The following is a 25,419-nucleotide window of genomic DNA, read 5'->3' on the forward strand; positions in this document are numbered from 1 at the left end:
GGTATCTGGGCGGGCTTATGTTTGCAGGTTTTCTTCGCGCAGCCCGGCAAATGTGAGATCCGACTCTGTCGCGCAGGATTCTGGGCCGCCAGATATGTGCAGGTTGCCGGGCAGAAGTGAGATCTGGTCTGACGCGTGGGTTTCTGGGTGCCAGATATGTGCAGGTTTTCTTCGCCCAGCCGGACAGAAGTGAGATCCGGCTCTGTCGCGCAGGTTTCTTGGCAGCCTGATGTTTGCAGGCTTTCTTCGCGCAGCCCGGCAGAGGGCTGGCGGCGCTGCAATGCACGCCCGGGATTCGCTCGTATCCAGGGCACGACGGGTACAAAATTTGAACAACAGAGGAGAAGAAAGCGCCATGGAAAATAAACAAATCGTCTTTACCGCGCCATGGAAGGTTGAGCTTCAGCAAAAAACGGACAATTTCACGAAGCTGACGGGCAAGCAGGTTTTGCTCAAGAAGGCGTACACGCTGATCAGCCCCGGAACGGAGCTCGCCTGCTTGTCGGGCGGGGAGAGCTGGTTCCCGATGCCCGCCGTGCCGGGATATGCGGCCGTCAGCGAAATTGTGGACAAAGGCCCGGAGGCAGCGGAGTTCGAGGTCGGGGATATCGTGTTTCACTACGGCAAGCACGCCCTGTACGAAGTGGACAGCGCAGACGGGGTCATGCTGAAAGTTCCGGCCGATTTGGAGCTGTCCTGGGTGCCTTTTACCCGGATGGCGACTGTGGCCATGACGAGCATTCGCGTCTCGCAAATCGAACTGGGCGATTACGTCGCCGTGACCGGGCTTGGCCTGATCGGAAATATGGCCTCGCAATTGGCCGGATTGCAGGGCGCGTCGGTGATCGGCGTTGACCTTTCCCCTAACCGGCTGCAGCTTGCGCGCGAATGCCGGGTGGAGTTTGCCCTGCCGTCAGGTTCGGACACAGGGATGCGAATCAGGGAACTGACGGACGGGAAAGGCGTATCGACGCTGATCGAAGCGACAGGGGTGCCGAAGGTGGCTGTCGACAGCGCTTCCTGGGTGGGGCAATACGGTGAAGTTGTTTTGCTCGGCAGTCCGCGCGGCGAATATCAGACGAATGCGACGGATTTGCTGAATCACATCCATTTGAACGGGCATGGCTGCATTACGTACAAAGGGGCGCACGAATGGCGGTTCCCGCTGAGGCCCGACCCGTTCGTCAAGCATTCGCTCGTGCGTAATTCGCAAATCGTATTTCGCCTGATGCAGACGAACAAACTGTGCATCCAGCCGTTGATCAGCCATATACTGGCACCGGAGGATGCGCCTGCCGCCTATGAAGGGCTCCGCAATCGAAAGGACGATTACCACGGCGTCTTGTTCCGCTGGTAGAGAACAACGACAGACAGACTCGGCACAACGGGGCTGTCTGTTTTTTCTTTTACGCTCGATTCCCGGCGTCCGGCGCTTCACTGCAGCAGCATCTCACATGCAGAATACCTGCGAATAGGAGATTGTTGGCAGGCCCATCATTGGGGAGCGAGCGGAAAACCTGCGAAAGTACAGTTTTTTGCCCGCAGATACGCGTCCCTCGATAAATTCCTGCAAAACTGCAGGAATTATCCCCTAAACTCGCGTTTGGAGCCTCAATGGCCGAAAATTCCTGCACAATTGCAGGCTTTTCCAAAAATGAACCGCTTCCGTCGAAAATTCCTGCACTTTTGCAGGTTTTTCCCAAAAACGAATCACCTCCATCGAAAAAGCCCGGCACTTTCACTTTTGAGCACTTTTGCAGGTTTTGCGTACAGCGAACCGCGTTATCTGTTCGACCGGCCGCAGTCATGCAGCACACGCCGCGCGATGGGAGTCTGTCCGACGGAGTTACTTTTGTGCATACCGGGTGAATCATGACTGTATATATTGCCGCTCACGCTGCATAATGACTGTCATTTTTTGCATATATACCTTCTACGTGGTTCATCGGACAGACTCTAGGAGCTGCGCGAGGTAGCTTACAAACGCAGCAACCTCATTTTGCCGCAGCCGCACATTCCCGCAAGGAAAAGCAACCGGCTGAAAGTCAAAGCGCTGCCTTTCGAGGCAGCGCTTTCGTATGCGGATCTGGCCGCCCGTGGGGTACCGGACGATAACGTTGTGTACATTTTTGAACGAATTTGTTATGATGAGCAGGATAACGTTTGGTTTACAAAGGTGACAAACGGTTCGGATTTTAACGACTTGGAGTGATACGATTTGGTGAGAAACAAGAAGGTGACCATGCAGGAAATCGCTGACCGAATCGGAGTTTCCAAATATGCGGTGTCCAAGGCGCTGTCCGGCAAGCCGGGCATCAGTGCGGTCACCAGGGAAAAAATTTTCGAGCTTGCCTCGAATTTGGGCTACTTGAACCAAAAGAGCATCAAGAAGCTTCAGAGCAGCGTGCAGGAGGAAAACGATCATAAAATTGCAGGTGTTCTGTTCTCCAATATCCGAATCCAGAACAGGGAATCCGGGTATTGGGGCAAAGTGCTTGACGGCGTTTACAAATTTTTGGAAGCGCGAGGCATCGGCGCTATTTTGATTTCCGACGATTCGCCGCGCAATTTCAATCTGGTGATGAAGCCGGAAGGGCTGCTCGGCGTGATCGGCGTCGGCTACATATCGACCCCGATGCTGATGGAGCTGAGAAACAAAGCGATTCCTACCGTTCTGATCGATCATGAAGACGATTTGATCGAATCCGACAGCGTGTTCGTCAACAACTTCGATCTCATGCGCAAAATGACGAAGTTTATGTTAGGCAAAGGGCACGCCCATATTCAGTTTATCGGCGAGATACGCTATTCGAGAAGCTTTTTTGACCGCTGGAGCGGGTTTCGTTCCGTTATGGACGAAAATGAGCTGCCCTATGTGCCGAACAAGGAACTGCTGAGCGTAAAGCCGACGTTTGACGATGAAAATATCGATAGGCTTTTGTTAGGTTTACAATCGATTCCGCGCAAAAGCTTTCCGACTGCCTTCGTTTGCGCCAACGATCAGATCGCGCTGCTGGCGCTGCGGGCTTTAACGAAGATGGGACTGCGGGTGCCGGAGGACTGCTCTCTTGCAGGCTTTGATAACAACAGCGATATACTGAGAGATTTTCCCGGGCTGACTACGATTGACGTCGAGAAAGAGGCGCTGGGCATGAAAGCCGTGGACATCCTGCAATGGAGGCTCGACAATCCGCTTATGCCCTATGAAAAAATATTGCTGCAAAGCGGTTTAATGGCCCGGGAAAGCGTCGATACGCCGCCCGGCGGGCGCGCCTGACAGCTATCATCATGCAACGCAGAGCAAAAACTTTTCGCAGACGATTTAAGAGGAATCGTTTTCGAAAAGTTTTTTTGTTTGTCGTGAACGGCCGCTTCAGATTTTTTAAAGTTATTAATTAAAGCGCTTTAAGTAAATTTAAATTTCATTTTGTAAACATAATAAAACTAAAATTTTAGTTGACTAATAGTTGATTAAGCACTACTATTAGTTTCATAGGATTAAAAGGAGCTATTCGGATCCCACACTGAAAGAGGTAATGCCATGACGACAAAAAAACGCAAATTGCGCAACTCGGGCGAGCATAATGTTGCAGGTTATGTATTTATCGCTCCGTGGCTGCTCGGGTTTTTGCTGCTCACGCTTTGGCCCACGGTACAGTCGTTCTATTTATCGTTTACGGAGTATTCGCTGCTCGATTCTCCGTCATGGATCGGAACGGAGAACTACAGCAACATTTTCCTCAAGGACCGGTTATTTTTGAAATCGCTTTCCGTGACGTTCACATTCGTCTTGATCGCGGTTCCTGTCAAGCTGTTTTTTTCCTTGATGGTGGCGATTTTGCTGAACAAAAACATTCGCGGCATGAGCTGGTACCGGACGGCGATTTACTTTCCTTCCCTGATCGGCGGAAGTATCGCGGTATCCGCATTGTGGAGAAATATGTTCGGCCTGGACGGCTACATCAATCACGTTCTTGGCTGGTTCGGCATCGAGGGGATCGGCTGGGTGTCCAATCCTGCCACTGCGCTGGGAACGCTTATTATTTTGAATGCGTGGCAGTTCGGCTCCACGATGGTCATTTTTTTGGCCGGTTTGAAGCAAATTCCGAAAGATCTTTATGAATCCGCTTCCGTGGACGGAGCGGGCGGCATTCGCAAGTTTTTCCATATTACGCTGCCGATGCTTTCACCCGTCATGTTTTTCAATCTCGTGCTCGGTATCATCAATTCCTTCCAGATGTTTACATCCGCTTTCGTCATTCCGCCCGGCGGGCCCGGCGGACCTGCCAACTCAACGTATATGTACGTGCTGTTTCTGTACGAGAAAGCGTTCAAACAGTATGAAATGGGTTACGCCTCGGCGCTGGCCTGGATTTTGCTGCTGATTATCGCGCTGTTTACGGCGATCAACTTCCTGGCTTCGAAGTACTGGGTCTTTTACGAAGCTGAAGGGGGGAAATCGAAATGACAAGCAGAGAACGTCTTTCAGGACTCAAGGTTCATCTGATTTTGCTCCCTTTCGCGATTCTGATGATGTATCCCGTGTTTTGGTGGATCGGGGCTTCTTTCAAGGATTCGACGGAGTTCGGGCTGCCGACCATTTGGCCGCATCAGTTTATATGGGAAAATTACACGAAAGGCTGGACCTATTCGAAAGAGTTCACGTTCGCCAAGTTTTTTGCCAATACGCTGCTTATGGAGTTTTGGAACGTCCTGGGCGGTGTGACAACGGCGGCGTTGGTAGGCTACGGCTTTGGCCGGCTGCAGTTCAAGCTGCGCGGGTTCTGGTTTTCCATCCTGCTGCTGACGATGATGCTTCCGACGCAGGTGACGGTCGTGCCGCAATATATTTTGTACAACAAGCTTGGCTTTGTGAACAGTTATATTCCGCTCATATTGCCGCATTTTTTCGGTGGCGGGGCGTTCTTCGTATTCCTCGTCGTGCAGTTTATTCGCGGCATACCGAAGGAGCTGGATGAAGCGGCGCAAATCGACGGGGCTTCCGTATACGGTATCTTTTTCCGGGTCATCGCGCCATTGATCAAGCCGGCCCTGGTTACGGTAGGCATTTTCACCTTCCTCTGGAGCTGGGACGACTTTTTCGCACAGCTGTTGTATTTAAGCTCCATCGAGAAATTTACGGTCGGCTTGGCGCTGCGCATGTTTATCGACCAGTTCGAAATTCAATGGGGCCAACTGCTCGCCATGTCGCTGCTGTCGGTTTTGCCTTCGGCTATCGTATTTTTCACGGCTCAAAAGCATTTTGTCGAAGGGATCGCGACTACGGGCATCAAAGGGTAAAGCAAGTTCTGACGACGGTTACACTTAAATTTAAATAAAAAGGGAGTGTTTTTCAGATGAAAATGAAACAACCGTGGGTAAAAGGCGTTTCCGTTGCAATGCTCGCCTCGATGGTAGCTTTGACGGGCTGCGGCTCCAAACAGGCGGATACTGCCCAGGGAAGCCCGGCGGCAGGCAAGGCGGCCAAGCTGAAAATGATGTGGTGGGGCTCGCAGGCCCGCCATGACGCCACGCTGAAAGCTCTTGATTTATATACGAAAAACGTTCCGCAGGTTACCTTCACGCCGGAATATACAGCTTGGGACGGGTATTGGGAAAAAATGCCAACTTTGGCTGCGTCGAATTCGATGCCCGATGTGCTGCAAATGGACGCGGCTTACATTCAGGGCTACGTAAAAAGAGGGCTGCTGGCCGATCTGTCGGACATTGATTTGACGGGCATCGTCGATCCGAAAGTGCTGGAAAACGTCAAAATCAACGGCAAGATGTACGGCGTCCCGCTCAGCCTTAACGGTCAAGGCGTCGTATACAACAAAGAGGCGCTGGCTGCAGCAGGCATCAAGCTGCCGGCGAGCAACTGGACGTGGGAGGACTTTTTCGCCTATGCCAAAGAGTCCCGTTCGAAGCTGCCCAAGGACAAGTACCCGATCGACGATATGACGAACATTTGGGAATGGTATCAATACTATCAAACGTCCAAAGGCAAGGGCCCGATTTTCCAGGACGGCTCCAAGTTCAATCTGGATAAAGACACATGGTACGAGTTCCAAAATATTTACGCCCAATTCCGCAAAGACGGCGTTGTGCCTTCCGCGGACCAGCAATTATCCTTTAAAGAAAACGATCCGAAGCTCGACTCTCTCGGCAACGGCACCGTTATGCTGAGATCGGCGTCCGTCGGTTCCGTAGGCGTTGTCGAAGCGATGCTTCCGGGCAAATTGGCCGTTACCAGCGTCCCGACAGGCGTGAAAGGCGGCGGCTGGGCGCAGTCGACGATCTTCCTCTCCGTATCGGCGAATTCCCAAAGCAAAGAGCAGGCGAAGCAATTCATCAAATGGTTTATTTCCGATAAGGAGAACGGCAAAATTTTGGGCACGACGCGCGGTATTCCGATCGATGAAGCGGTGTTCAAAGAGCTGCAGCCTACATTAAGCAAAAGCGATTTGTTCGGCAAAGAGCTGCTGGGCGCCGCCAAGGAAAAGGCGCTGCCGTTCTATCCGGCTCCTGCGGGCGCGGAAGATTTCGTGAAAACGTACAAATCCGAGATGGAAGCGGTCATGTTCAACAAATCGACGCTGGATCAAGCCTATAATACACTCGTGGAAAAAGGCAAAGCGGCGGAAGCGAAGCTGAGCAAGTAAAAATCCGACTACTATACATGCAGGCAACGGAGCCACTTCAGTCCTACGCGGATCGGAGTGGCTCGCAATTCGAGAAGGAGCCTTAGCCGCATTCGGCCGGAAACGCCGGTCCGCGGAAGAGAGAAAATCAAATGGATGGAGTCACAGTGGAGGCGGAAATGAACCAAGTAAACCGAGCAAACCCGGCAAGACCGGTAAACCTGCTTTTGAGCGAATGGGTATTTAAAGCGTGCGACGGGGAGCGGTGGCTTCCGGCCAAGGTGCCGGGCTGCGTGCATACCGATTTGCTGCGGAATGGCATGATTGCGCAGCCGTTCTACGGGACGAATGAACGCGATCTGCAGTGGATCGACAAGCAGGACTGGGAATATGAGACACAGCTGCATATTTCCGATGAAGCGCTCCGGCATACGAATCTGCATCTTGTATTCGATGGGCTGGATACGTATGCGGACGTTTATGTGAACGAACGCCGCGTTCTGTCGGCGGACAACATGTTCCGTACCTGGAAAGCGGACGTTCGGCACATCGTGCGGGAGGGGGCCAACAAGGTGCGGATTCGGTTTCGTTCGCCGGTTCGCGAAGATTTGCCCAAGCTTGAGCAACTGGGCTATCCGCTGCCGGCCACGAACGACCAATCCGAAGCCGGGGGATTGGGCGATCGCAAAATAAGCGTGTTCGCCCGCAAGGCGCCGTATCATTACGGTTGGGACTGGGGACCGCGCTTTGTGACGAGCGGCATTTGGCGGGAAGCCCGCCTGGAGGGTTGGTCCGGCGTCCGGCTGGCGGACGTGTTCATCCGGCAGCGCGCGGTTTCCGGAGAAGAGGCCCTGCTGACGGCGGTCGCCGAAATCGAAAGCGACGCCGCCTGGGAAGGCGTGTTGAAGCTTTCGGCGGACTCCATGTCCTGGAGCAGGGAGGTCAGGCTGCAGCCCGGCCGGCAGTTGGTCGAGCTTGACGCGCAAATCGCCGAGCCGAGGCTTTGGTGGTGCAGAGGGCTTGGCAGCCAGGACATGTATACGTTCCGAACGGAGCTTGTTCGCCAAGGTCAAGCGGTTTGCGAACGGACAACGGTCACCGGCCTCAGAACGGTGAAGCTGGTTACGGAGCGGGACGCGCAGGGCGGAGGCACTTCGTTTTATATACAACTAAACGGAGTGGCTGTATTTGCCAAAGGTGCCAACCATATTCCGAACGACAGCTTTTTGAGCGAAATCACTTATGACAATTACCGGCACGAGGTTGCGACCGCAGCCGAGTCGAACATGAACATGCTGCGCGTGTGGGGCGGCGGCATTTATGAAGCGGACGCTTTTTATTCGCTGTGCGATGAGTACGGTATTTTGGTCTGGCAGGATTTTATGTTCGCTTGCAGCATGTACCCGGGCGATGCGGCGTTTTTGGACAATGTGAGGCAGGAGGCCGAAGAGAACGTCAAGCGGCTTCGCAATCATCCGTGTATTGCGCTGTGGTGCGGCAACAACGAAATCGATACGGCGTGGTCGCATTACGACGAGCATGCGGGATGGGGTTGGAAAAAGGATTATACGGCCGAGCAGCGCGAGCGCATATGGGAAGATTACGAGCATATTTTTCACCGTATTTTGCCCGAGGCTGTAAATGCGTGGCATCCCGGCGCGTCCTACTGGCCTTCTTCGCCGATGCGCGGGCTTACCGGAGACGGCAGCCAGCATGCTTTCAACAAATCGACGAGCGGCGATATCCATTATTGGGGCGTATGGCATCAGCTGGAGCCTTTTGACAAATATAACGTTCATGTCGGCCGGTTTATGAGCGAATACGGGTTCCAATCGTTTCCCGAGCTGAAATCGGTGAGGACTTATGCGGCGGAAGCGGATCTGGCGCTGGAATCGGAAGTGATGCTCGCCCACCAGAAAAATGCCCGGGGCAACCAGCTTATCCGGCAATATATGGAGCTGTATTTCAGCGAGCCGAACGATTTCCCGTCGTTTTTGTATGTAAGCCAGGTGCTGCAGGCGGAAGCGATGAAAACGGCGATCGAAGCGCACCGCCGCCAAAAACCGTTTTGCATGGGCTCGCTGTATTGGCAAATGAACGATTGCTGGCCAGTCGCTTCATGGGCAGGGATGGATTACTACGGCCGCTGGAAGGCGCTGCAATATTACGCGAAGCGCAGCTTCCGGGACGTGCTGCTGTCCATCGACGGATCGGCCGGAGGGCGGCTCGACTTTTATGTCGTTTCCGATCTTATGGAGCCGGTTACCGGGCAAGTCGATATTCAACTGCTGACCTTTTACGGCGAAGTGCTGGAGCAGGCGCAGTATCCTGTCCGCGTGGAGGCGAATGGCAGCACGAAAACGGCGTCGCTGGACGCCGAATCGCTTCTGGAAGGGCGCAACGCCTCGGCGGTGCTGGTGTACGCCAGATTGCTCGGGCGGGACGGGCGCGTCATCGACAGCAAAGAGCATTACTTGACGCCTGTCAAGGATTTGCGTCTGAGCATGCCGGCGATTGAAGTGACGGAAGCCGCCGACGGCAAATACGTGCTGCGCACGGATGTGCTGGCGAAGCAGGTCTGGATCTCTGCGGAAGTCGAAGGCATCTTCAGCGACAATTTCTTCGACCTGCTGCCCAATGAGCCGCGCACGGTCGAGTTTTATGCCCGCGATGCAGGCGGGAAGCCGTTCGTGCCGGCATCGCCCGGCCGCATCGCGGTTCGTTCGATGGCCGACTTCGTGCGGCCGAATTCATAGAAGCAAACAAAACCGGGGGGCTTGTCTTCCCGGTTTTGTTATGAGTGGGGGAACCATGTTCGAGTGGTTCCCCTTTGGTTTGGCGCAGCCGCTCTACCCGGCGCGCGCCGCATGCTCCCGCGCAGCGCAGCGCTGGCTGCGGGGCGGCTTGGCAGCACGGCTGCACGGCGGAGGGTGCGAGGCGGCTTGGCAGGCCGAGCGGGAGAAAACCTGCAAAAGTGCAGGCTTTTTCCGCGACAATGGCCCATTTTGGTGAAAAGCCTGCGAAAGTGCAGGAATTTCCGCTGAAAGTGAAGCCGAGCCCACGTTTCTGGCAAAAAGCCTGCACAATTGCAGGAATTGTCCGAGGCACGCGCAAGATGGAGCAAAAACCTGCATTTTTGCGGGTTTTTTGAGTGCAGCCAATGTACAGTCAGGCAGATTAGTGTGCGGTTGGCAGATCAGTGTGTAGTTGAGCAGATTAGTGTGTGGTCGGGTAGATTAGGTGTGCGGTCGAGCAGAACAGTGTGTGGTCGGCAGATTAGTGTGTAGTTGAGTGGATTAGTGTGTGGTTGAGTAGATTAGTGTGCAGTCGGCAGATTAGTGTGCGGTTGAGTAGATTAGTGTGTGGTCGGGTAGATTAGTATGCGGTCGGAAGATTAGTGTGTGGTTGGCAGATTAGTGTGCGGTTGAGCAGATTAGTGTGTGGTCGGGTAGATTAGTGTGCGGTCGGCAGATTGGTATGTGGTCGGCGATTAGTGTGAAGTCGGGCAGATTAGTGCGTAACCTGACTTCCACAGGTCTTCTAAAGGTTTGCTCATAAGCAGCCTGCTTAAAGGGGCGGTTTCCTTCATTTAGGGATTACTTCAAGTATTTACCACAAAAAGTTCATAATTTCTGTGACTTCATGACTCTTATGGGTCATTTTGCTTTGCGATCCATTATATATAATAGAAGCCGAAACGGGACTTTTTTCCAGGAAGAAGGGAGTTAAGTGGTAAATAAATATGCATATTTGTTATCCCTGCAAACGCTTGAATACGAAATCAGGCTGTTGAACGATTATTCAAAGGAGTGTTCGGATTGCTTTGAACTTCTCCGGACGAAATTGGATGACCTCTGCCAGTTTATGGTCAGCGACGAGAACGAACGGCTTTGGAGACAGTTGGAGCGTTATGAAGAAATAAGGCTGCATGGCGAACAATTGCGTCAAACTTCGATTCAAGCGCTGTGCGATGTCGAGAAATATCAGTCGCTTTGCGCGCTGGAAAAGAATTTGAATATCAGCGAGTACATGGCTGCGCTTGCGAATTCCATTAGCGAGGAGGTCAAGTATTTTGCAATCGACCATCGCTCCAAAGTGCTGTTTATCGGTTCGGGCGCTTTTCCGCTATCGGCTTTAACGATTGTCAAGGAAACTGGCGCAGACGTAGTATGCCTGGACATTGACGACGAGGCCGTTTATCTGGGCGGAAGGGTCGCCGAATCGGCAGGGCTGCAATCCAAGATTCGATTTTCGGGAGACCGGCTGCGCAATTTGCCCTTTGTGCAGGAGGCGACTCATGTCATGGTTGCGTCCCTTGTCGGCAACAAACTGGAGATTCTCGAAGATCTCAAGCCTGTCGTCAAGCCCGATGCGCGAATCATCGTCAGATACGGGAACGGATTGAAATCCATTTTCAACTATCCGCTTGAAAAAGATTTGTCGCAGGAGTGGAACCTGACTCCGATCGTACGAAGCCATTGCATCTACGATACGCTGATGATCGAACGGAAAAAAAGCCTGGCAAAAGAAGGTGAAAGATGAATGCGTTTACACGATCAAACTGCTCCATTCGGAAATACGCTCATTATCGGTGCGGGCCCTGCCGGAATTCATGCTGCCGTCGATCTGTCCGGAGGCTGGTGCGCGCAACTGGGCTTGCTGAACAGAAAGGGGGCGCATGCGGGCAGGATCAAGGAACAGTTGCAAGAGCATGACGGCATGATCGCCGCCGAAGTGCAGGTCGAAGCGAGCTGGCACCTTTCCGGAACAGCCGAAGTTTCGCATGTATACGAGGGATATGAGGGGATCGACGATATTTGGCAAACCATCGTTGTATGTACGCCAAGCGACAGCTATTGGAGCGTCGTGAAAGCTTTGCCATGGAGTTCCCTGAACGAAGTGAGAACCATTTTGCTGCTTTCCCCCGGGATCGGCTCCAACCTTCTCGTGCAAAGTCTTCTGGGCTCGACAGGGCGCGAGATCGAGATTATCAGCTTATCCACCTATTATGCGGCTTCGCGGTTCGACCCGGATCGTACCAAGGTGCTGACATCGGTTGTAAAAGGAATGAAGAAAAAAATCGTCACAGGTTCGAGCAAAACCGGCAGCCAGGCTCTTGACTGTACGCGGCGTTTTATAGAAAGCCTGGGTGTGGAGTGCGGCACGGCTGCCGATCCGATCGAGGCCGAAAGCCGCAGCATCACGATGTATGTGCATCCTCCGTTTTTTATCAATGATTTTTCTTTAAATGAGATTTTCAGCCGAAAACCTTCGAAAAAGTATATGTACAAGCTCTATCCGGAAGGTCCCATAACTCAGCATGCGATACGCAGCATGGTGCTGCTGTGGAAAGAAATTTCCGAATTTGTCCGCTTTTTTCGGGTGCGGCCGCTCAATTTATTGCAATTTTTAAACGACGATAACTATCCTGTGCATGAAATCACGCTTTCGCGGGACGATATCAAAGGGTTTTCTGACATGGATGAGGTCAAGCAGGAATATCTTTTATACATACGCTACTCGTCGATTCTGATTGATCCGTTTTCCGAGCCGGATGAGCAAGGGAGGTATTTTGACTTTTCCGCATTTCCCTATAAGCAGGTTTCGCCGGATAAGGAAGGAAAGTGGGTCATTCCCAGAGTGCCGTACGAAGATTACAAGAAATTAAAGCTGCTTTACGGGCTTGCGCAAAAAATCCGCCTGGCTATGCCGCAAACTTTAGCGTTTATCGAGCTATTTGAACACAGGATGGCTTCTTTTATGAAGGAAGAAGGCTTGCATGGGTTCCATGACGATCAGATGACGGATACCGTGGCGGAGGAAGTCCAAGCGATTGTTGAACAATTTTCAAAAAAGGGGAATTTTTCCGCCTGGAGTAGCCCTTAGGAGTCATAGGAAATGAATGGAAGAGGGGGTATAATTGTAACGGCTATTCGGAACCGGATGGTCTAAAGAAAAAGAAAGGGGCTCACTCTGCAATGGTATCCGCTGTAAAACAACGTTATCGCATGGCAGCGTTTATGCTCATGCTGCTCCTCTGCGTGGGGGCCGCACTTTCCGGCTGTGGCGCGAATGAACCGAAAGCGGCCGGAGACGCCAAGCCCAATGCCGTTTCAACCGAAAAGATAAAGAAAGCTGCGATCCTGCACAGCTTGCCGGACGATACGCTTGATCCGCACAATACCTGGATCGCTCTGAGGGCAGGCGTGACGGAAACGCTGCTTCGTCTGGACGAAAACACGAAGCCGGCCCCATGGCTGGCCGTAAAATGGGAGGTCAAGGATGAGAGGACTTGGGTGTTTACCATTCGCGACGGCGTTACTTTTCAGGACGGAACGAAGCTGGACGCCGCTGCAGTCAAGGCGTCCTTCGAGCGCGGCATTGCCGACAGCAAGGCTCTTGCCGCAGCTTTAAAGCTGGATTCCATGACGGCAAACGGCCAGGAGCTGACTTTTCGCACGACAGAGCCGTTTCCGGCTTTTCCTTCGGAGTTGGTGCATCCGACTACGAGCATAATCAGCACAGCCGCCGAGCAGGCCGCCGGCAAAGCTGCCTTCAACAAGGCTCCTGTCGGAACGGGTCCGTTCAAAGTCAAGAGCTTTACCCCCGGCGCCGAAATCGCTCTTGAGCGATACGAGCAATATTGGGACGGGAAGGCGAAGCTGAACGAAGTGACCTATAAATTCAACGGCGACCCCAATGCCCGCCTGCTCGCTTACCAATCCAAGCAAGCGGATATTGTGTACCATCTTCCGGCGGAATCGTTGTCTTCCATCGAGAAGGACAAAGAGCTGTCCGTCGTTTCCGTGCCGAGCTTGCGGACGCATTATTTTACCTACAATCCGCAGCGGGTCGGGGACGTCCGGGTGCGAAAAGCGCTTGATATGCTGATCGACCGCGACAGCATGGTGAAAGATATTATGCTCGGCCATGCGACGCCGGCGGGCGGACCGTTTCCATCCAAGCTGTCGTTCGGCAGCAAGGGCGGAACGCAGCGCCTCGATCAGGCGGGAGCGCTCAAGCTGCTGGAGAGCGCAGGCTACGTCAAAGGAAAGGACGGCAAGCTCGAAAAAGACGGCAAGCCGCTGAAGCTCAAGCTGCTGGCTTTCAAGGGAATCAACCCGGAGCTTCCGCTGATTCCGCTTATGTTCCAGTCGGAGGCTTTGAAAGCGGGCATTGACATCGAGATTGTCAGCGTGGAGTTTCCGGACGCTTCCATGAAAGATATCCCGGATTGGGATATAGCCACTTCCAGCTATTTAACGTCGCCCCGAGGGGACGCAGGCTCTTTTTTAAATTCGGCCTATGTGCCGGGGGGATCGTTCAACCCTGCCAATATTAGCGTCGACAAGCTTCAGCCCATATTGCAGGAGCTGAACGCAACTGCCGATATGGAAAAACGGAACAGGCTTGCACAGGATGACGTCAACGTCATTAATGAAGCGGTACCGCATTCCTACATCATTCATCCGGACATTTTGATCGGTGTGAACCGGCGCATCGCCGGCTGGAAGCCGGGTTCGGAAGAATTTTATATCGTGACCAATAAATTGGATGTGCAATAAAATGCTGCGGCAAGCCGTTTCAAGGCTGACTCAGCTTGCGATTGTATTGGTCTTTCTGACTGTGGTGACCTTTACTTTAATGAAGCTGGCCCCGGGAGATCCTGTACGGACGATTCTGAAAATCGGGGACGGGGCGGTTACAGAAGCCGATCAATCGGCGGTTCGCGAACAATTCGGCTTGAATCTGCCTCTTTACAAGCAATATGGAAACTGGCTCATGGGCGTGTTCCGGCTTGATTTGGGCCGCTCTTACGCGAATAATCGTGACGTATGGGAAATCATGATGGAACGGCTGCCGGCTACGGCCGCTTTGACGGCGGGAGCACTGGCCGTGCTGACGCTCATTTCCGTTCCGCTCGGCGTGATGGCCGCCAAGTATGAGGGGCGGCTTCCCGATTATGCAAGCCGGCTTTTTTCGCTGATCGCCGCTTCAGTGCCGAGCTTTTGGCTAGGATTGCTGCTGATATTTATTTTCTCCTATAAGCTGAACTGGCTGCCGACGATGGGAAGCGGAAGCTTTCGCCACATCATTCTGCCCTCGATTACGCTGGGCGTTGTTATGGCCCCCGTGTACATCCGCTTGCTGCGTGCGGGCCTGCTGGAAGCTTTGTCGCAGGAGTACATTCGCGCCGCCCGGGCAAGAGGAATCGCCGAGTGGCGCGTAGTTTCGGGACATGCGCTGCGCGCGGTCATGCTGCCTGTGGCGAGCGTATTCGGAATGAGCCTCAGCAGCCTGCTGGCCGGGTCCGTCGTTACTGAGTCGCTGTTCGCCTGGCCGGGTCTCGGCAGCATGGCGATGGAGGCCATCACCCAGCGGAACTATCCGGTCGTTCAAGGCTACGTGCTGCTGACCGGCGCGTTTATCGGCATTGTGAATGTGCTGGTAGATATCAGCTACGGTATTTTGAACCCGCAAATCAGGCTGGGCAAGGGGGGAAAAGCTTGAAGCATGAAGTTTCCGGCAATGAGCCCGTCATGATTCAAGACCATCCTCGCACGAGGAAAAGCGCGCCGCTCAAATCCGATTTTTGCATCGCCACGGCAATTGCGGTCATTTTCCTGGCACTGGCGCTGCTTGGTCCGCAGTTGGCGCCGAACGATCCGCTGATCATCAGCATGCCGGATCGCTTGCTACCTCCGAGCCTGCACTATCCGCTGGGCACGGATCATCTGGGAAGATGCGTATTGTCCCGGCTGCTGGCGGGAGCGGGGGTAACGCTTGGCATATCGTCGCTCACCGTCGCGATTGTCATGCTGGCCGGGTCGCTGATCGGACTGTTGTCCGGCTATGCGGTCGGTCGTACGGATACGATTTTTATGCGACTCGTCGACGGAGCAGGGGCGCTGCCGGAATTTTTGCTGGCCATTGCGGTCGCGGGTTTTCTCGGGCAGGGGCTGATGAACGCCATGCTGGCCGTCGCTTGCGTGAAATGGATGGACTACGCCCGAGTAGTTCGAAGCATCGTATTGGCCGAGCGGGAGAAGGAATATATATGGGCCTCGATCGTCTCCGGGAGCGGAATTTGGGCTGTCTTGCGGCGCCATTTGATCAGGCAGACGGCTTCGCCCGTAGCCGTATTGGCTGCGCTGGATGTCGGGAAAATGATTTTGCTGATTTCGATGCTGTCGTTTTTGGGGTTGGGCGCGCAGCCTCCTGCGCCGGAATGGGGGGCGATGCTGAGCGACGGACGCCCTTATTTTCAGGCGGCCCCGCAATTGATGATCGTCCCCGGCGCTTGCATCATGGTTGTCGTGCTGGCGTGCCATTGGTTCAGCGACAGGCTGCGGGTCATATTGGACGTTCGCGGACGGTGATCGGTTAAGGAGGTGCCGGTGTGGCAAATCAGATTTTGCGCATTGAACAGCTGCAGGTGCATGAGCAGGGGAATCCGTGCTTCAAGCCGCTTGTACATGACATCTCGTTCGCCATTCATCAGGGAGAGACGCTTGGGCTTGTCGGTGCGAGCGGCAGCGGCAAGAGCGTTACTGCGAGTGCCATAGCCGGGCAGCTTCCGAAGGCGCTTCGCATAGCCGGCGGCCGGATTTTTTTGCAAGGGGAGGACGTGCTGGCTTGGCCGGAAAAGAAACGAAGGCAGTTGCGGGGCGCCCGGATCGGCTGCGTGTTCCAAAATTATCAAGGGAGCTTCACGCCGTTTTTGACAATCGGCAGCCAACTGGTCGAGACGATACGCAGCCACCGGAAAATGTCCCGGCGGGAAGCGAAGGAACTGGTCCTGACCTGGCTGGACCGCGTCGGTCTGCCTGCGGAACGCACGTTCGCCAGCTACCCGTTTCAGCTCAGCGGCGGTCAGCGGCAGCGGATTGCGCTGGCGGCAGCGTTCATGCCGGAACCGCAGCTGCTTATTGCCGATGAGCCGACGACAGCACTGGATGTGCTCACAGGCAAGAAAATCATGGAGCTAATTGCGGGACTTCAAACGCAGACAGGCTGCGCGATTCTGCTTATTTCCCATGATTTGCGCCAAGTGCTGAAAAGCTCGAACCGCATCGCCGTTATGCAGGAAGGGCGAATCGTGGAGATAGGGTCCGCTGCGCATATCGGCCATCTGCCCGAGCATCCCTACACGAAAATGCTGCTGGACGCACGCCCGCGATTGGCCGGGCACATTGATCGGGCAGATCAAGCAGATCGTGCAGAGCCTGCGGCTGCGGTTCTTTCCGGATAAATTGCCGTCAGGCAGGGAGGGGCAATGGCAAAATGAGTGTAATCATGGCCGCAGAGAGGCTTGTCAAGCATTATCGAAGCTCGGGACATAGCGTAAATGCGGTGCAGGACGTTTCCTTCGAGATCGGGGAAGGGGAGTGCCTCGGGCTCGTCGGCGAGAGCGGGTGCGGCAAAAGCACGCTCGCGCGACTGCTGCTTGCTCTGGAGCGGCCGGACAGCGGAGATATCCGGTTGAAGGGCCGATCGTTGATCGAGGCGAAGCGCCGCGAATTGAGGAGCATGAGGCAGCATATGCAGGTTGTGTTTCAAGACTCGACAGCTTCGCTGAACGATCGCTTGCCGATCTGGCGCTCGATCATGGAGCCGCTTGACAATTTTTCGCGCATCGTGCCGCCGTTCCTGGAGGACGTCCGGCATTCCCGGAGGCAGAGCGCAGCCAGACTCGCGGAAATGGTCGGGCTGCGGCGCGAGCACCTCGACCGGTATCCGCATGAGCTGAGCGGAGGACAATGGCAGCGTGCGGCCATCGCCCGCGGGATCAGTCTTCGTCCAAGTCTGCTTATCTGCGACGAGCCTACCTCCAGCCTGGATGCCGTCGTGCAGGCGCAAATTTTGCAGCTGCTTCAGGGGCTGCAGCGGGATTTAAACATGTCTTATCTGTTTATTTCCCACGATATCGCCGCCGTCCTGCAAATGAGCGGCCGAATCCTTGTTATGAAGGAAGGGCGGATTATCGACCGTTTTGCACGCGAGCATATGTGGAGCGATGAACGTCATGCTTATACCAAGCTGCTGGCGGATGCGGCGCAATAAGAACCGGATAGGCGGATAAAATTGGAATGAAAAACGGCGTTGTACTTGCTCTATTGTCTTCTCTCGTGTTCAGCATAATGAATGTGCTCGTCAAGCTGGTCAGCGCTGCGGTGCCTGCCGCAGAGATTGCTTTTTTCCGCGGGCTCATCGGGACGCTGCTTGTGCTGTGGCTCATGCGAAGGGAGCGCATTTCTTTTTCGGGAAGCGGGATTCCGATGCTGGCTTTGCGGGGCCTCTTGGGCGGGCTATATATGCTCGCTTACTTTTACACGGTGTCCAAAATCCCGCTGACGGATGCCGGCATTTTGGCGAATATGTCGCCGGTCTTTGCGCTGGTTCTGTCCTTTATTTTTTTGAAAGAGCGGCTATCCCGAAGAATGTGGGCCGTTTTGCCTGTTGTCTTTCTCGGGGCGCTGCTGGTGGTCAAGCCTTTTCAATATTCCAGCTATTCCGTCTATGCGGTGATCGGGCTGCTTAGCGCGCTGTTAGCGGCAGGGGCCGGCATTTCGATCCGGTATTTGAGCAGGACGCAACCGGCGCATGAAATCGTCTTTTATTTTGTGGCCACCTCTGCGGCGGTTGCGCTTCCGTTTATGTGGCGGGACTTTGTTATTCCGGGCGTTATCGACGGCATATATTTGCTGAGTATCGGGGTTGTTTCTTTGCTCGGACAAGTTTTCTTGACGAAAGCCTTTACGCATGAAAATGCGATTGTCGTCCAGGCCGTCGGCTATTCGGGCATCGCGGTCAGCGCGTTGTTTGATTTCCTGCTGTGGGGCTTGGCGCCTGATCCGATAACGGTGGCGGGCGGCGTGATGATTTTGGCCGGCTGTGCCGTTTTATCCAAACCGGGCAGCCGCAGCAAGGACGATTGAACGTTTAATTAAATGAGGAGGCATGACATTGGAAAAAGAAATGCTGTACGACATGTGGTGGCGTCATCAAAACGAAGGGGACCAGGGGATGGAGGACGATCATCAGGCCCATTGGCGGCGGGTGCTCGGCTTTATCCCCGAGGAGGATTTGCGCGAAAGCAGCATTCTCGATTTTGGCTGCAATCAGGGCGGTTTTTTGCGGCTGCTTTATGAGCTGCGACCTTTCAAAGAAGCCATAGGCACGGATCTGGCGCGAAAATCCATCGAGGTGGCGAACAGCCGCAAAGGGGATTTGCCCATCCGGTATTTGGCAACCTCGCAGCCGGAGCAGTTCGCCCACCGCTTCGATTATGCGTTTAGCCTGGCCGTTCTCTATTTGATTCCGGATTTGGATGAGCACGCGCAAAAGATTCGCAAGTCGCTAAAGCCCGGCGGCGTCTATTACGCGACCTTTGCCGACTATACGGGAAATCCGAGCCTGCCGGCGATCCGGGACAAAATCAACGGCAATGCGTCCATTCCGATGCAGGAGCATACGCTCGATACGGTGGCCGACGCCTTTTTCAGAGCAGGCTTCCAGGTAGGCGTCCGCCGCATGATTCCCGCGGGGTTCGTCGATTTATCGCCGGATAAAAAATGGTACCTGCATACGGCTGATCATTTGCAGTTCGCCTATGAGCAGGCGTTCCTGTTCCGCTTCGTCGCACCGGGCGGAGGCGGACGGCAATAGCTTTGGGAGCGCTGCAGGCATCTGCCCGCTCACTTGCCGGGGAGGGAGCGAGGTGCTCCGAAGGCGGCGGCGGGCGGCAATAGCTTTGGGAGCGCTGCAGGCATCCGCCTCCACGCTTGCCGGGGAGGGGAGCGAGGTGCTCCGAAGGCGGCGACGGCCGCACTTTTCCGACGCGCGTCTCTCCCGGCGTGCATCGATGTGACGCGCATCCTCCGGGGGGTGCGCGTTGCGTCGATGCCGCCGGGGGATCATGAGGCGGCTTGGTGGGCCAGGCCGGCTAGGCGAGGGAAAACCTGCAAAAGTACAGGTTTTTTCCGGGGAAAAGGTTCATTTGGGCGAAAAGCCTGCGAAAGTGCAGGAATTTTCGAAGAAAATGAACCTGAGCCTGTGTGCCCGGCTAAAAGCCTGCACAATTGCAGGAATTTTCCGTTGCGGCGTATCAACGGGCAAAAAACCTGCACTTTTGCAGGCTTTCTTCGCGCAGTTAGGCATATGGGCTATCGCCGGGTGTCGACGTCGGGTGGCCCAAAAAGCCTGCGCTTTCGCAGGCTTTCTGTGCATGCCCGGCAACCCGGCATTGGAGGGCGCCCCCCGCGCCGTCAAAGCGGGCGAGCTTTTGCCCGCCCGCCACCACGCATCGGCGGCACCCGCCCCGCGGATTGTCGCGGCCACGCGCCTCCGGTTCCCCCGAGCGGGGGTTGCCCACCGCCACGCATCGGCGGTACCCGCCCCGTGGATTGTCGCGCCCGCGCGCCTCCGGTCCGCCCGATCGGGGGGCCTGCCACCATGTGTCTGCGCACCCGCCCCGTGTATTGTCGCGCCCCGCGCGGCGGCCGCCCGCCGACATGCGCCGCTGACGCAACGCCTCGGGAGCACGTCCCACGCGCCTCCGGACCTCACCGCCCGCCGTCGCGCTGGACGGCGGAATCCTCGCTTTCCAACATCAAGCCGCGCCCGCTTTGACTAATTGGCCGATCGCCTTTTCAATCTCCGTGTTGTCCATCGTTTCTCCCATATCGAAAACTTTGCGAATCGAGCCTTCCTGATCGACGAGAAACAGGGAGCGGATGGAGTGGGCGAACTGTCCGTCCTTCTGCTTGACGACCATAAGCCCGTAATCGTTGGCGATCCGGCGGACGCCGTCCTCCGTGCCGCGCAGCATGTGCCAGCCGGTCGCTTGATCGATGCCCATCATATTGACGTACTCGCCCAGTGCTTCCGGGGTATCGCGTTCGGGATCGAAGGTGATGCTGATAAATTCCACTTTGCTGCCGAAGAGCCCCTTTTTCTTTAAATTGTTTTGCATCAGTACCATGTTGGAGGTCGTCGCAGGACAAATGTCGGTGCAGTTGGCAAAGAAAAATTCGACCAAACGCACCTTGCCGTTCGTACCGGCGAACGCAACGTCTTCTCCCTGTAAGTTTTGCAAAGTAAACTCGGGCGCTTTTTTCACGACGGGAAGCGGAGCTGTCCCTTGGCGAAACCACAGCACAGCGCAAACTGCAATTGCAGCGAGCAAGGCGGCGGTCGCGATTCGAAGCCCTGTTTTTTTGGAAGCGCTAACCATCATCTGTACAATTCACCTCATTTAGGAGCGATCACGAATTCCTGCTGGGGCATCGTATGCATGCCGGCAGCGGTTACATGCGCTTTGATATGATAAGTGCCTTCATCTTTAAACGCTTTATCGATGCCGAAAATGCCTGTCTCCTGTTTTGTTCCCTTCAGTATTTCGTGTTCTGCGGTTTGCCCTTCTTTCCAAAATTCGAATTTGACCTCTTTGACAGAAGTGACATATTTGCCGTCCTGTGTAATTTTGGCCTGAAAACGGACGGTTTCCCCGCTTTTCGGCTGATCGGGACTTACTTGAATGTCCGCTGCAATCGGCTGCATGCCGGCCTGGTTCATGGAGGACATATCCATATCGCCCATGTCCGAACCGCTTTTGCATCCGGCCAGAACGAGGGCGAGCGCAATAAGCGCCGTATACGCTCTTCTCATGAAGGCAACCACTCCCCTGTACAAAATATTCTTAGCTAGTATACCCGTTTGCAAACAAGCTGCCATGACCAGAAAGTGCTATGCGGACATCGATTTGTGAATATTTAATGACAGAAAGTGGAACGAACGCCCGATTAATAGCTCTTTTGAGTCATTTTGAAAAAAGTGGATTTGAGTATAGTAATAAGAAAGGGGAAGCAAGGAGGCGATTGGTTGGAATTCTCGATACTTCTGAATTTGTTCGGAGCCCACGCCATGTTCACTCCTGAAATTTTCCTGATCGGCGGTTTGGCGGCATTGTACTACGTGATGACGGTACCGGCTGCCGCAGGAGGAGAAGCAGGCCTGGTTCAATCCGTAACCGCCGGAAGAAAGCTGATGTTTGTGGCGGGCTGCCTGTGCTTTTACATCGGTTTTGGCGGGCCGCTTAACGTTCTCGGCCATTTGCTGTTCAGCGCCCATATGCTGCAGCAGTCCATTTTATATTTGCTTATGCCGCCTTTGATTTTGGCGGGCTTGCCGAGAAGCTTTTTTCAATATGCGAGAAAGATTCCCGTCTTAGGCCGGGTGTATGCCCTATTGACAAAGCCGGTTCCAGCGCTTCTTTTGTTCAATTTCTTTTTCTCCGTCTATCACTGGCCCCCGATTTTCGATTTGGCGATGTCCAATTTTGCGGTTCATAACGCAGCGCATTTGATATTGCTGGTCACTGCCTTCTGCATGTGGACGCCGATTCTCAGTCCGCTGGAAGAGGGCGGGGAATTATCGGGCTTGAAGAAAATAGGCTTCATTTTCATGAACGGAATTTTGCTTACGCCGGCCTGCGCCTGCATCATTTTCGCATCTTCCACGCTTTATAAGGTCTATACGGAAGGACCGCACATTTTGTGTACGCCTTTTTACTTTTCCGAGGTGGATGTGCCGCGTCTTGCGGGATTTCTTTCCCCGTACGAGGATCAGCAGCTTGGCGGGGTTATTATGAAAATCATGCAGGAAATTATTTACGGAGTTACGCTCGCTCTCGTCTTTTTTGGCTGGTACCGCAAGGAGAAGAGGGAAGAACCGGACGATGACGTCCAATTTCGGCCTTCCGAGGCTTAAGAAAGGACAAGCAGAATGTCGTATAAACAAATCAAATGGCTGATCCTGATCATTCCGACAGTGACGCTGGCAGTGTGGGAGTACACCAGACACCATTGGTTTCTTGAATACATCTCGATGGAGCTTGGAAATTGGCTTGCGCCCCTTATCGAGTTCGGAGTGAGCATCACTTTTCTGTTGAAGCTGTTTTCCATGCTTGAGAAGACTCAGGAGGAGCTGAACCGGGAACGGTCCCGCCAAGCGGCTGCAAAAGAACGGGAAAAAATCGCCAGAGAGCTTCATGACGGCATCGCCCAGTCGCTGTTTTTAATGTCGGTGAAGATGGATCAACTGGATCGCCAGGACGGAGGATTGACGGACAAAGCGAAGAGCCTGCGCAAAACCGCCCACCAGGTCAATGAATACGTCCGCCAGGCAATCGCGAATTTGCGTCACCCGACAGATCCGGACGCCTTGCCTTGGCAGCAGTATTTGGAAAATATGGTCAAGGATTTTGTGCAGGAATCGGGAATTGCCGCCACCTGGGAATGGGAGCTTGCCGAGGATCGGCTGTCGGTGAAGGAAAAGGTCGAGCTGTACGCTTCTATCCGGGAAGCGCTGCTGAATGTGCGCAAGCATGCCCAAGCGCGCCATGTCGCGATCGTCAGTAAAGTGGAGAACGGGGGAGGCTGGGTATGCTATGTGTCGGACGACGGTCTCGGGCTGGCCGAAGATCCGTTTCAGCATCGCGACCGGTACGGCTTGAAAATTATGAAAGAGCGGGCTTTTGAAATGGGCTGGAAGTTGGCGATTCAGAGCGGGCAAGGGACAACGCGAGTGGAAATCAGGAAGGAGGCTTCTTAAATGATACAGCCGTTTCGGGTCGTCATTGTCGACGATCATCATCATGCCAGAGAGGGTATGAGGGACATCTTGGAAATGGACCCTTCTTTTGAAATTGTCGCCGAAGGGCGAAATGGCATGGAAGCGATCCACTTGACGGAGGAATGGATGCCGGATTTGCTGCTCATGGACATCAACATGCCACAGATGGACGGGCTCGATGCGGCCAAGCTGATCAAAGGCAAGTTTCCTTATGTCAAAATCGTGATGGTGACGGTATCCGACGACATTACGCATCTGTTCGAGGCGCTGAAAAAAGGGGCGCAAGGCTATTTGCTGAAAAATCTCAGCCCGAACGCTTGGCACGAATATTTGAAAGCGGTGGCTGTGGACGAGGCGCCGATGTCAAGGGAGCTGGCGCTGCGTTTGCTGAGGGAGTTTTCTCCGAAAGAGAAGCCGGGGCCGCAGAACCATTCGCTTACGGCAAGAGAGCAAGAAATTCTCGAATGGGTGGCCAGCGGCCGCTCCAACCGGGAAATTTCCGAAGCGCTCGGCATCTCGGAGCATACGGTGAAAAACCATTTGAAAAACATTATGCAAAAGCTCCAGATGGACAACAGGGTGCAGTTGACCCGTTATGTGTTCGAGCAGGGCTGGATGGCGAATAAATAAGAGCGGAGGGCGATGAGCATGAGCAAAAAACGCATAGCAACGGCAGCGGGAATCATCGCAGTCGGAGCGCTGATTGCTTTGTCAGGGTGCGGTTCAAACGCCGGTCACGAGAACCACGGGAACCGGGAGCCGGCGGGCGCATCTTCCGCGACTCCCGCCTCAGGCACGGCGAATGCGGAAGCTGTTTACAAAAGCAACTGCATGTCCTGTCATGGCGGCAATCTGGAAGGCAAGATCGGCCCCGGATTGCAAAAGGTCGGGGACAAGCTGAGCAAGGAGCAGATCGCCGCCAAAATTCAAGACGGCGGAGGAGGCATGCCGACTTTCAAGTCCAAGCTCAAGGATGAGGACGTTCAGGCGTTGGCGGGCTGGTTGGCCGACAAGAAATAGTCCGCCTGCGGCTCTCGGCCTCGGTCCCGGGCTGGCGGAAGCGCCGGCCGGTTACTGAATATCATCCATCCGGTAGCCGATCCCCCAGACCGTTCGAATCATGGAAGCGGCTTCCGGCGAAGCGGTTTGCAGCTTCTCGCGTATCCGCTTGATATGCGTATCGACCGTCCGGCGGTCGCCGCCGGTTTCATAGTTCCAGACCTCTTTGAACAAAGCCTCGCGCGTAAACGTTTTTCCGATATGCAGCGAGAAGTGGCGCAGCAGCTCGTATTCCTTCAAAGTAAGCGGGATTTGCCGGTCTTTGGAGAGTACGCGACGGGATTTGTGATCGATAACCAGGTGCTTGAACACGATTTGATCGCTGATGCTCGACCCCCCGGACCAGAAGATGCCGGGATTGGAGCGTTTGAGAAGGGCCCGAATGCGCAGGGATAGCTCGCGGGGGCTGAAGGGCTTGGTCATGTAATCGTCAATACCCGCCTCGAAGCCGAGCAAACGGTCGGTTTCCTCATGTTTGCCTGTCAGAAGAATGACAGGCGTTTTTTTGATCTCTTTAATGATGCGGCAGGCGTCCAGTCCGCTCAGGGCAGGCATCATCCAATCCATGATAATGATATCGTAATGGGTACTCGTCGCTTTCATGACGGCCTGTTCCCCGTCGTCAGCCTCTTCGATCAGCGCTCCGTCGCGTTCCAGATACATGCGGATCAGGTTGCGCATGCGCTTCTCGTCGTCTGCAATCAGTAATTTGTACGCTTGATTCATCGCTATCACCTCGTGTTGATCCATTGTATCCCGAAGGCTTCGGTTCGGCATGACTCTAAGGAGTTATTTGCTCGGCCAAATATTGAACAATGCGTGTAGCCTTTGTGAACAGTTTTTTCCGCGCTGCAAATTGACTCTTTCTAGTCATGAAGAAAACCTGCAAAAGTACAGTTTTTGCCCGGTGGAAACGCTGGCTACGGCATATTCCTGCAAATGTGCAGGCTTTTCGCCGCGAACATGGGCTCTGACTCGTTTTAGCCGAAAATTCCTGCACAATCGCAGGCTTTTCGCTCAAACGAACCATTTCTATAGAAAAAGACTGCATTTTTGCAGGCATTCCCTGTTTAGCCCCCTACCA

Annotated in this window: 26 protein-coding genes; 21 read left to right on the forward strand and 5 right to left on the reverse strand. The window is 54.3% G+C overall.

The features are described from left to right. Positions 1 to 355: 355 nt before the first annotated feature. Positions 356 to 1,357 carry a zinc-binding dehydrogenase gene (locus tag AC6RNO_RS27885; RefSeq protein WP_497107483.1) on the forward strand — a complete coding sequence of 334 codons (1,002 nt, stop codon included), beginning with the start codon at positions 356 to 358 and terminating at the stop codon, positions 1,355 to 1,357. Between the two features lie 49 nt (positions 1,358 to 1,406). Here the strand turns inward: AC6RNO_RS27885 and AC6RNO_RS27890 are convergent, their stop codons facing one another. Continuing rightward, positions 1,407 to 1,808, reverse strand: a complete 402-nt coding sequence (locus AC6RNO_RS27890; RefSeq protein WP_488436719.1) for a hypothetical protein — start codon at positions 1,806 to 1,808, stop codon at positions 1,407 to 1,409. A 191-nt stretch (positions 1,809 to 1,999) separates the two neighbouring features. On the opposite strand from AC6RNO_RS27890, the gene AC6RNO_RS27895 reads away from it, so the two are divergent. From AC6RNO_RS27895 to AC6RNO_RS27970, 16 genes are all read left to right on the forward strand, one after another. Next, positions 2,000 to 2,212, forward strand: a complete 213-nt coding sequence (locus AC6RNO_RS27895) for a hypothetical protein (RefSeq protein WP_488436718.1) — start codon at positions 2,000 to 2,002, stop codon at positions 2,210 to 2,212. 9 nt (positions 2,213 to 2,221) lie between these two features. After that, positions 2,222 to 3,277 (forward strand): LacI family DNA-binding transcriptional regulator, encoded by a 1,056-nt coding sequence (locus tag AC6RNO_RS27900; RefSeq protein ID WP_474684675.1) that lies wholly within the window; start codon positions 2,222 to 2,224, stop codon positions 3,275 to 3,277. Positions 3,278 to 3,541: 264 nt separating this feature from the next. After that, positions 3,542 to 4,468 carry a carbohydrate ABC transporter permease gene (locus AC6RNO_RS27905; RefSeq protein ID WP_488436717.1) on the forward strand — a complete coding sequence of 309 codons (927 nt, stop codon included), beginning with the start codon at positions 3,542 to 3,544 and terminating at the stop codon, positions 4,466 to 4,468. Further along, the gene (locus AC6RNO_RS27910) at positions 4,465 to 5,301 is read left to right on the forward strand and encodes a carbohydrate ABC transporter permease (RefSeq protein WP_474684677.1); all 837 of its coding nucleotides are present in this window, start codon (positions 4,465 to 4,467) and stop codon (positions 5,299 to 5,301) included. Before AC6RNO_RS27905 ends, AC6RNO_RS27910 begins: the two co-directional genes overlap by 4 nt. Positions 5,302 to 5,357: 56 nt before the next feature. After that, the gene (locus tag AC6RNO_RS27915; protein WP_497107484.1) at positions 5,358 to 6,662 is read left to right on the forward strand and encodes an extracellular solute-binding protein; all 1,305 of its coding nucleotides are present in this window, start codon (positions 5,358 to 5,360) and stop codon (positions 6,660 to 6,662) included. Positions 6,663 to 6,820: 158 nt separating this feature from the next. After that, on the forward strand, positions 6,821 to 9,397 hold the full coding sequence (locus tag AC6RNO_RS27920; RefSeq protein WP_488436801.1) for a beta-mannosidase: 2,577 nt from the start codon (positions 6,821 to 6,823) through the stop codon (positions 9,395 to 9,397). Between the two features lie 218 nt (positions 9,398 to 9,615). Beyond that, entirely contained in the window at positions 9,616 to 9,792 is a 177-nt protein-coding gene (locus tag AC6RNO_RS27925) for a hypothetical protein (protein ID WP_488436715.1), read from the forward strand. Between the two features lie 578 nt (positions 9,793 to 10,370). After that, complete coding sequence (locus AC6RNO_RS27930; RefSeq protein WP_497107485.1) at positions 10,371 to 11,183, forward strand: nicotianamine synthase family protein; 813 nt, start codon at positions 10,371 to 10,373, stop codon at positions 11,181 to 11,183. Then, positions 11,184 to 12,527 carry an opine metallophore biosynthesis dehydrogenase gene (locus tag AC6RNO_RS27935; protein ID WP_497107486.1) on the forward strand — a complete coding sequence of 448 codons (1,344 nt, stop codon included), beginning with the start codon at positions 11,184 to 11,186 and terminating at the stop codon, positions 12,525 to 12,527. 92 nt (positions 12,528 to 12,619) lie between these two features. After that, positions 12,620 to 14,206, forward strand: a complete 1,587-nt coding sequence (nikA, locus tag AC6RNO_RS27940; protein ID WP_497107487.1) for a nickel ABC transporter substrate-binding protein — start codon at positions 12,620 to 12,622, stop codon at positions 14,204 to 14,206. Position 14,207: 1 nt separating this feature from the next. Next, on the forward strand, positions 14,208 to 15,152 hold the full coding sequence (gene nikB / locus AC6RNO_RS27945) for a nickel ABC transporter permease (protein ID WP_497107488.1): 945 nt from the start codon (positions 14,208 to 14,210) through the stop codon (positions 15,150 to 15,152). Continuing rightward, complete coding sequence (gene nikC / locus AC6RNO_RS27950; RefSeq protein WP_497107489.1) at positions 15,149 to 16,021, forward strand: nickel transporter permease; 873 nt, start codon at positions 15,149 to 15,151, stop codon at positions 16,019 to 16,021. The genes nikB and nikC overlap by 4 nt, the downstream gene beginning before the upstream one ends. Positions 16,022 to 16,041: 20 nt before the next feature. Beyond that, positions 16,042 to 16,893, forward strand: coding sequence for an ATP-binding cassette domain-containing protein (locus AC6RNO_RS27955; protein ID WP_497107490.1), 852 nt, complete (start codon positions 16,042 to 16,044; stop codon positions 16,891 to 16,893). Positions 16,894 to 16,925: 32 nt separating this feature from the next. Next, a complete protein-coding gene (locus AC6RNO_RS27960; RefSeq protein WP_497107491.1) occupies positions 16,926 to 17,705 on the forward strand; it encodes an ATP-binding cassette domain-containing protein in 780 nt (259 codons plus the stop codon). Positions 17,706 to 17,731: 26 nt separating this feature from the next. Continuing rightward, on the forward strand, positions 17,732 to 18,580 hold the full coding sequence (locus AC6RNO_RS27965; RefSeq protein WP_497107492.1) for an EamA family transporter: 849 nt from the start codon (positions 17,732 to 17,734) through the stop codon (positions 18,578 to 18,580). A 28-nt stretch (positions 18,581 to 18,608) separates the two neighbouring features. Continuing rightward, a complete protein-coding gene (locus AC6RNO_RS27970; protein ID WP_497107493.1) occupies positions 18,609 to 19,310 on the forward strand; it encodes a methyltransferase domain-containing protein in 702 nt (233 codons plus the stop codon). Positions 19,311 to 20,253: 943 nt separating this feature from the next. Here the strand turns inward: AC6RNO_RS27970 and AC6RNO_RS27975 are convergent. Further along, positions 20,254 to 20,880 carry an SCO family protein gene (locus AC6RNO_RS27975; protein WP_497107494.1) on the reverse strand — a complete coding sequence of 209 codons (627 nt, stop codon included), beginning with the start codon at positions 20,878 to 20,880 and terminating at the stop codon, positions 20,254 to 20,256. A 14-nt stretch (positions 20,881 to 20,894) separates the two neighbouring features. Further along, positions 20,895 to 21,311, reverse strand: coding sequence for a FixH family protein (locus AC6RNO_RS27980; RefSeq protein WP_497107495.1), 417 nt, complete (start codon positions 21,309 to 21,311; stop codon positions 20,895 to 20,897). Positions 21,312 to 21,524: 213 nt separating this feature from the next. On the opposite strand from AC6RNO_RS27980, the gene AC6RNO_RS27985 reads away from it, so the two are divergent. Genes AC6RNO_RS27985 through AC6RNO_RS28000 form a run of 4 tightly spaced genes read left to right on the forward strand, consistent with a single transcriptional unit; the run spans position 21,525 to position 24,296 of the window. After that, positions 21,525 to 22,412, forward strand: coding sequence for a cytochrome c oxidase assembly protein (locus AC6RNO_RS27985; RefSeq protein WP_497107496.1), 888 nt, complete (start codon positions 21,525 to 21,527; stop codon positions 22,410 to 22,412). 15 nt (positions 22,413 to 22,427) lie between these two features. Beyond that, the gene (locus AC6RNO_RS27990; protein ID WP_497107497.1) at positions 22,428 to 23,255 is read left to right on the forward strand and encodes a histidine kinase; all 828 of its coding nucleotides are present in this window, start codon (positions 22,428 to 22,430) and stop codon (positions 23,253 to 23,255) included. After that, positions 23,256 to 23,906: a response regulator gene (locus tag AC6RNO_RS27995; RefSeq protein WP_497107498.1), complete on the forward strand. Its 651-nt coding sequence runs from the start codon at positions 23,256 to 23,258 to the stop codon at positions 23,904 to 23,906. 18 nt (positions 23,907 to 23,924) lie between these two features. Further along, entirely contained in the window at positions 23,925 to 24,296 is a 372-nt protein-coding gene (locus AC6RNO_RS28000) for a c-type cytochrome (protein ID WP_497107499.1), read from the forward strand. 51 nt (positions 24,297 to 24,347) lie between these two features. Here the strand turns inward: AC6RNO_RS28000 and AC6RNO_RS28005 are convergent, their stop codons facing one another. Next, on the reverse strand, positions 24,348 to 25,061 hold the full coding sequence (locus AC6RNO_RS28005) for a response regulator (RefSeq protein ID WP_497107500.1): 714 nt from the start codon (positions 25,059 to 25,061) through the stop codon (positions 24,348 to 24,350). 55 nt (positions 25,062 to 25,116) lie between these two features. After that, positions 25,117 to 25,398: a hypothetical protein gene (locus tag AC6RNO_RS28010; RefSeq protein ID WP_497107501.1), complete on the reverse strand. Its 282-nt coding sequence runs from the start codon at positions 25,396 to 25,398 to the stop codon at positions 25,117 to 25,119. Positions 25,399 to 25,419 lie beyond the last annotated feature (21 nt).

The sequence above is a fragment of the Paenibacillus sp. sgz302190 genome (assembly GCF_059820445.1).

Bases quoted from the DNA above. Each gene is read 5' to 3' on its own strand.
- AC6RNO_RS27885 (WP_497107483.1), top strand. From the start codon at position 356: ATGGAAAATAAACAAATCGTCTTTACCGCGCCATGGAAGGTTGAGCTT.
- AC6RNO_RS27890 (WP_488436719.1), bottom strand. From the start codon at position 1,808: ATGACTGCGGCCGGTCGAACAGATAACGCGGTTCGCTGTACGCAAAAC.
- AC6RNO_RS27905 (WP_488436717.1), top strand. From the start codon at position 3,542: ATGACGACAAAAAAACGCAAATTGCGCAACTCGGGCGAGCATAATGTT.
- AC6RNO_RS27910 (WP_474684677.1), top strand. From the start codon at position 4,465: ATGACAAGCAGAGAACGTCTTTCAGGACTCAAGGTTCATCTGATTTTG.
- AC6RNO_RS27915 (WP_497107484.1), top strand. From the start codon at position 5,358: ATGAAAATGAAACAACCGTGGGTAAAAGGCGTTTCCGTTGCAATGCTC.
- AC6RNO_RS27920 (WP_488436801.1), top strand. From the start codon at position 6,821: ATGAACCAAGTAAACCGAGCAAACCCGGCAAGACCGGTAAACCTGCTT.
- AC6RNO_RS27935 (WP_497107486.1), top strand. From the start codon at position 11,184: ATGCGTTTACACGATCAAACTGCTCCATTCGGAAATACGCTCATTATC.
- nikA (WP_497107487.1), top strand. From the start codon at position 12,620: ATGGTATCCGCTGTAAAACAACGTTATCGCATGGCAGCGTTTATGCTC.
- nikB (WP_497107488.1), top strand. From the start codon at position 14,208: ATGCTGCGGCAAGCCGTTTCAAGGCTGACTCAGCTTGCGATTGTATTG.
- AC6RNO_RS27960 (WP_497107491.1), top strand. From the start codon at position 16,926: ATGAGTGTAATCATGGCCGCAGAGAGGCTTGTCAAGCATTATCGAAGC.
- AC6RNO_RS27965 (WP_497107492.1), top strand. From the start codon at position 17,732: ATGAAAAACGGCGTTGTACTTGCTCTATTGTCTTCTCTCGTGTTCAGC.
- AC6RNO_RS27975 (WP_497107494.1), bottom strand. From the start codon at position 20,880: ATGATGGTTAGCGCTTCCAAAAAAACAGGGCTTCGAATCGCGACCGCC.
- AC6RNO_RS27980 (WP_497107495.1), bottom strand. From the start codon at position 21,311: ATGAGAAGAGCGTATACGGCGCTTATTGCGCTCGCCCTCGTTCTGGCC.
- AC6RNO_RS27990 (WP_497107497.1), top strand. From the start codon at position 22,428: ATGTCGTATAAACAAATCAAATGGCTGATCCTGATCATTCCGACAGTG.
- AC6RNO_RS27995 (WP_497107498.1), top strand. From the start codon at position 23,256: ATGATACAGCCGTTTCGGGTCGTCATTGTCGACGATCATCATCATGCC.
- AC6RNO_RS28000 (WP_497107499.1), top strand. From the start codon at position 23,925: ATGAGCAAAAAACGCATAGCAACGGCAGCGGGAATCATCGCAGTCGGA.
- AC6RNO_RS28005 (WP_497107500.1), bottom strand. From the start codon at position 25,061: ATGAATCAAGCGTACAAATTACTGATTGCAGACGACGAGAAGCGCATG.
- AC6RNO_RS28010 (WP_497107501.1), bottom strand. From the start codon at position 25,398: ATGCCTGCAAAAATGCAGTCTTTTTCTATAGAAATGGTTCGTTTGAGC.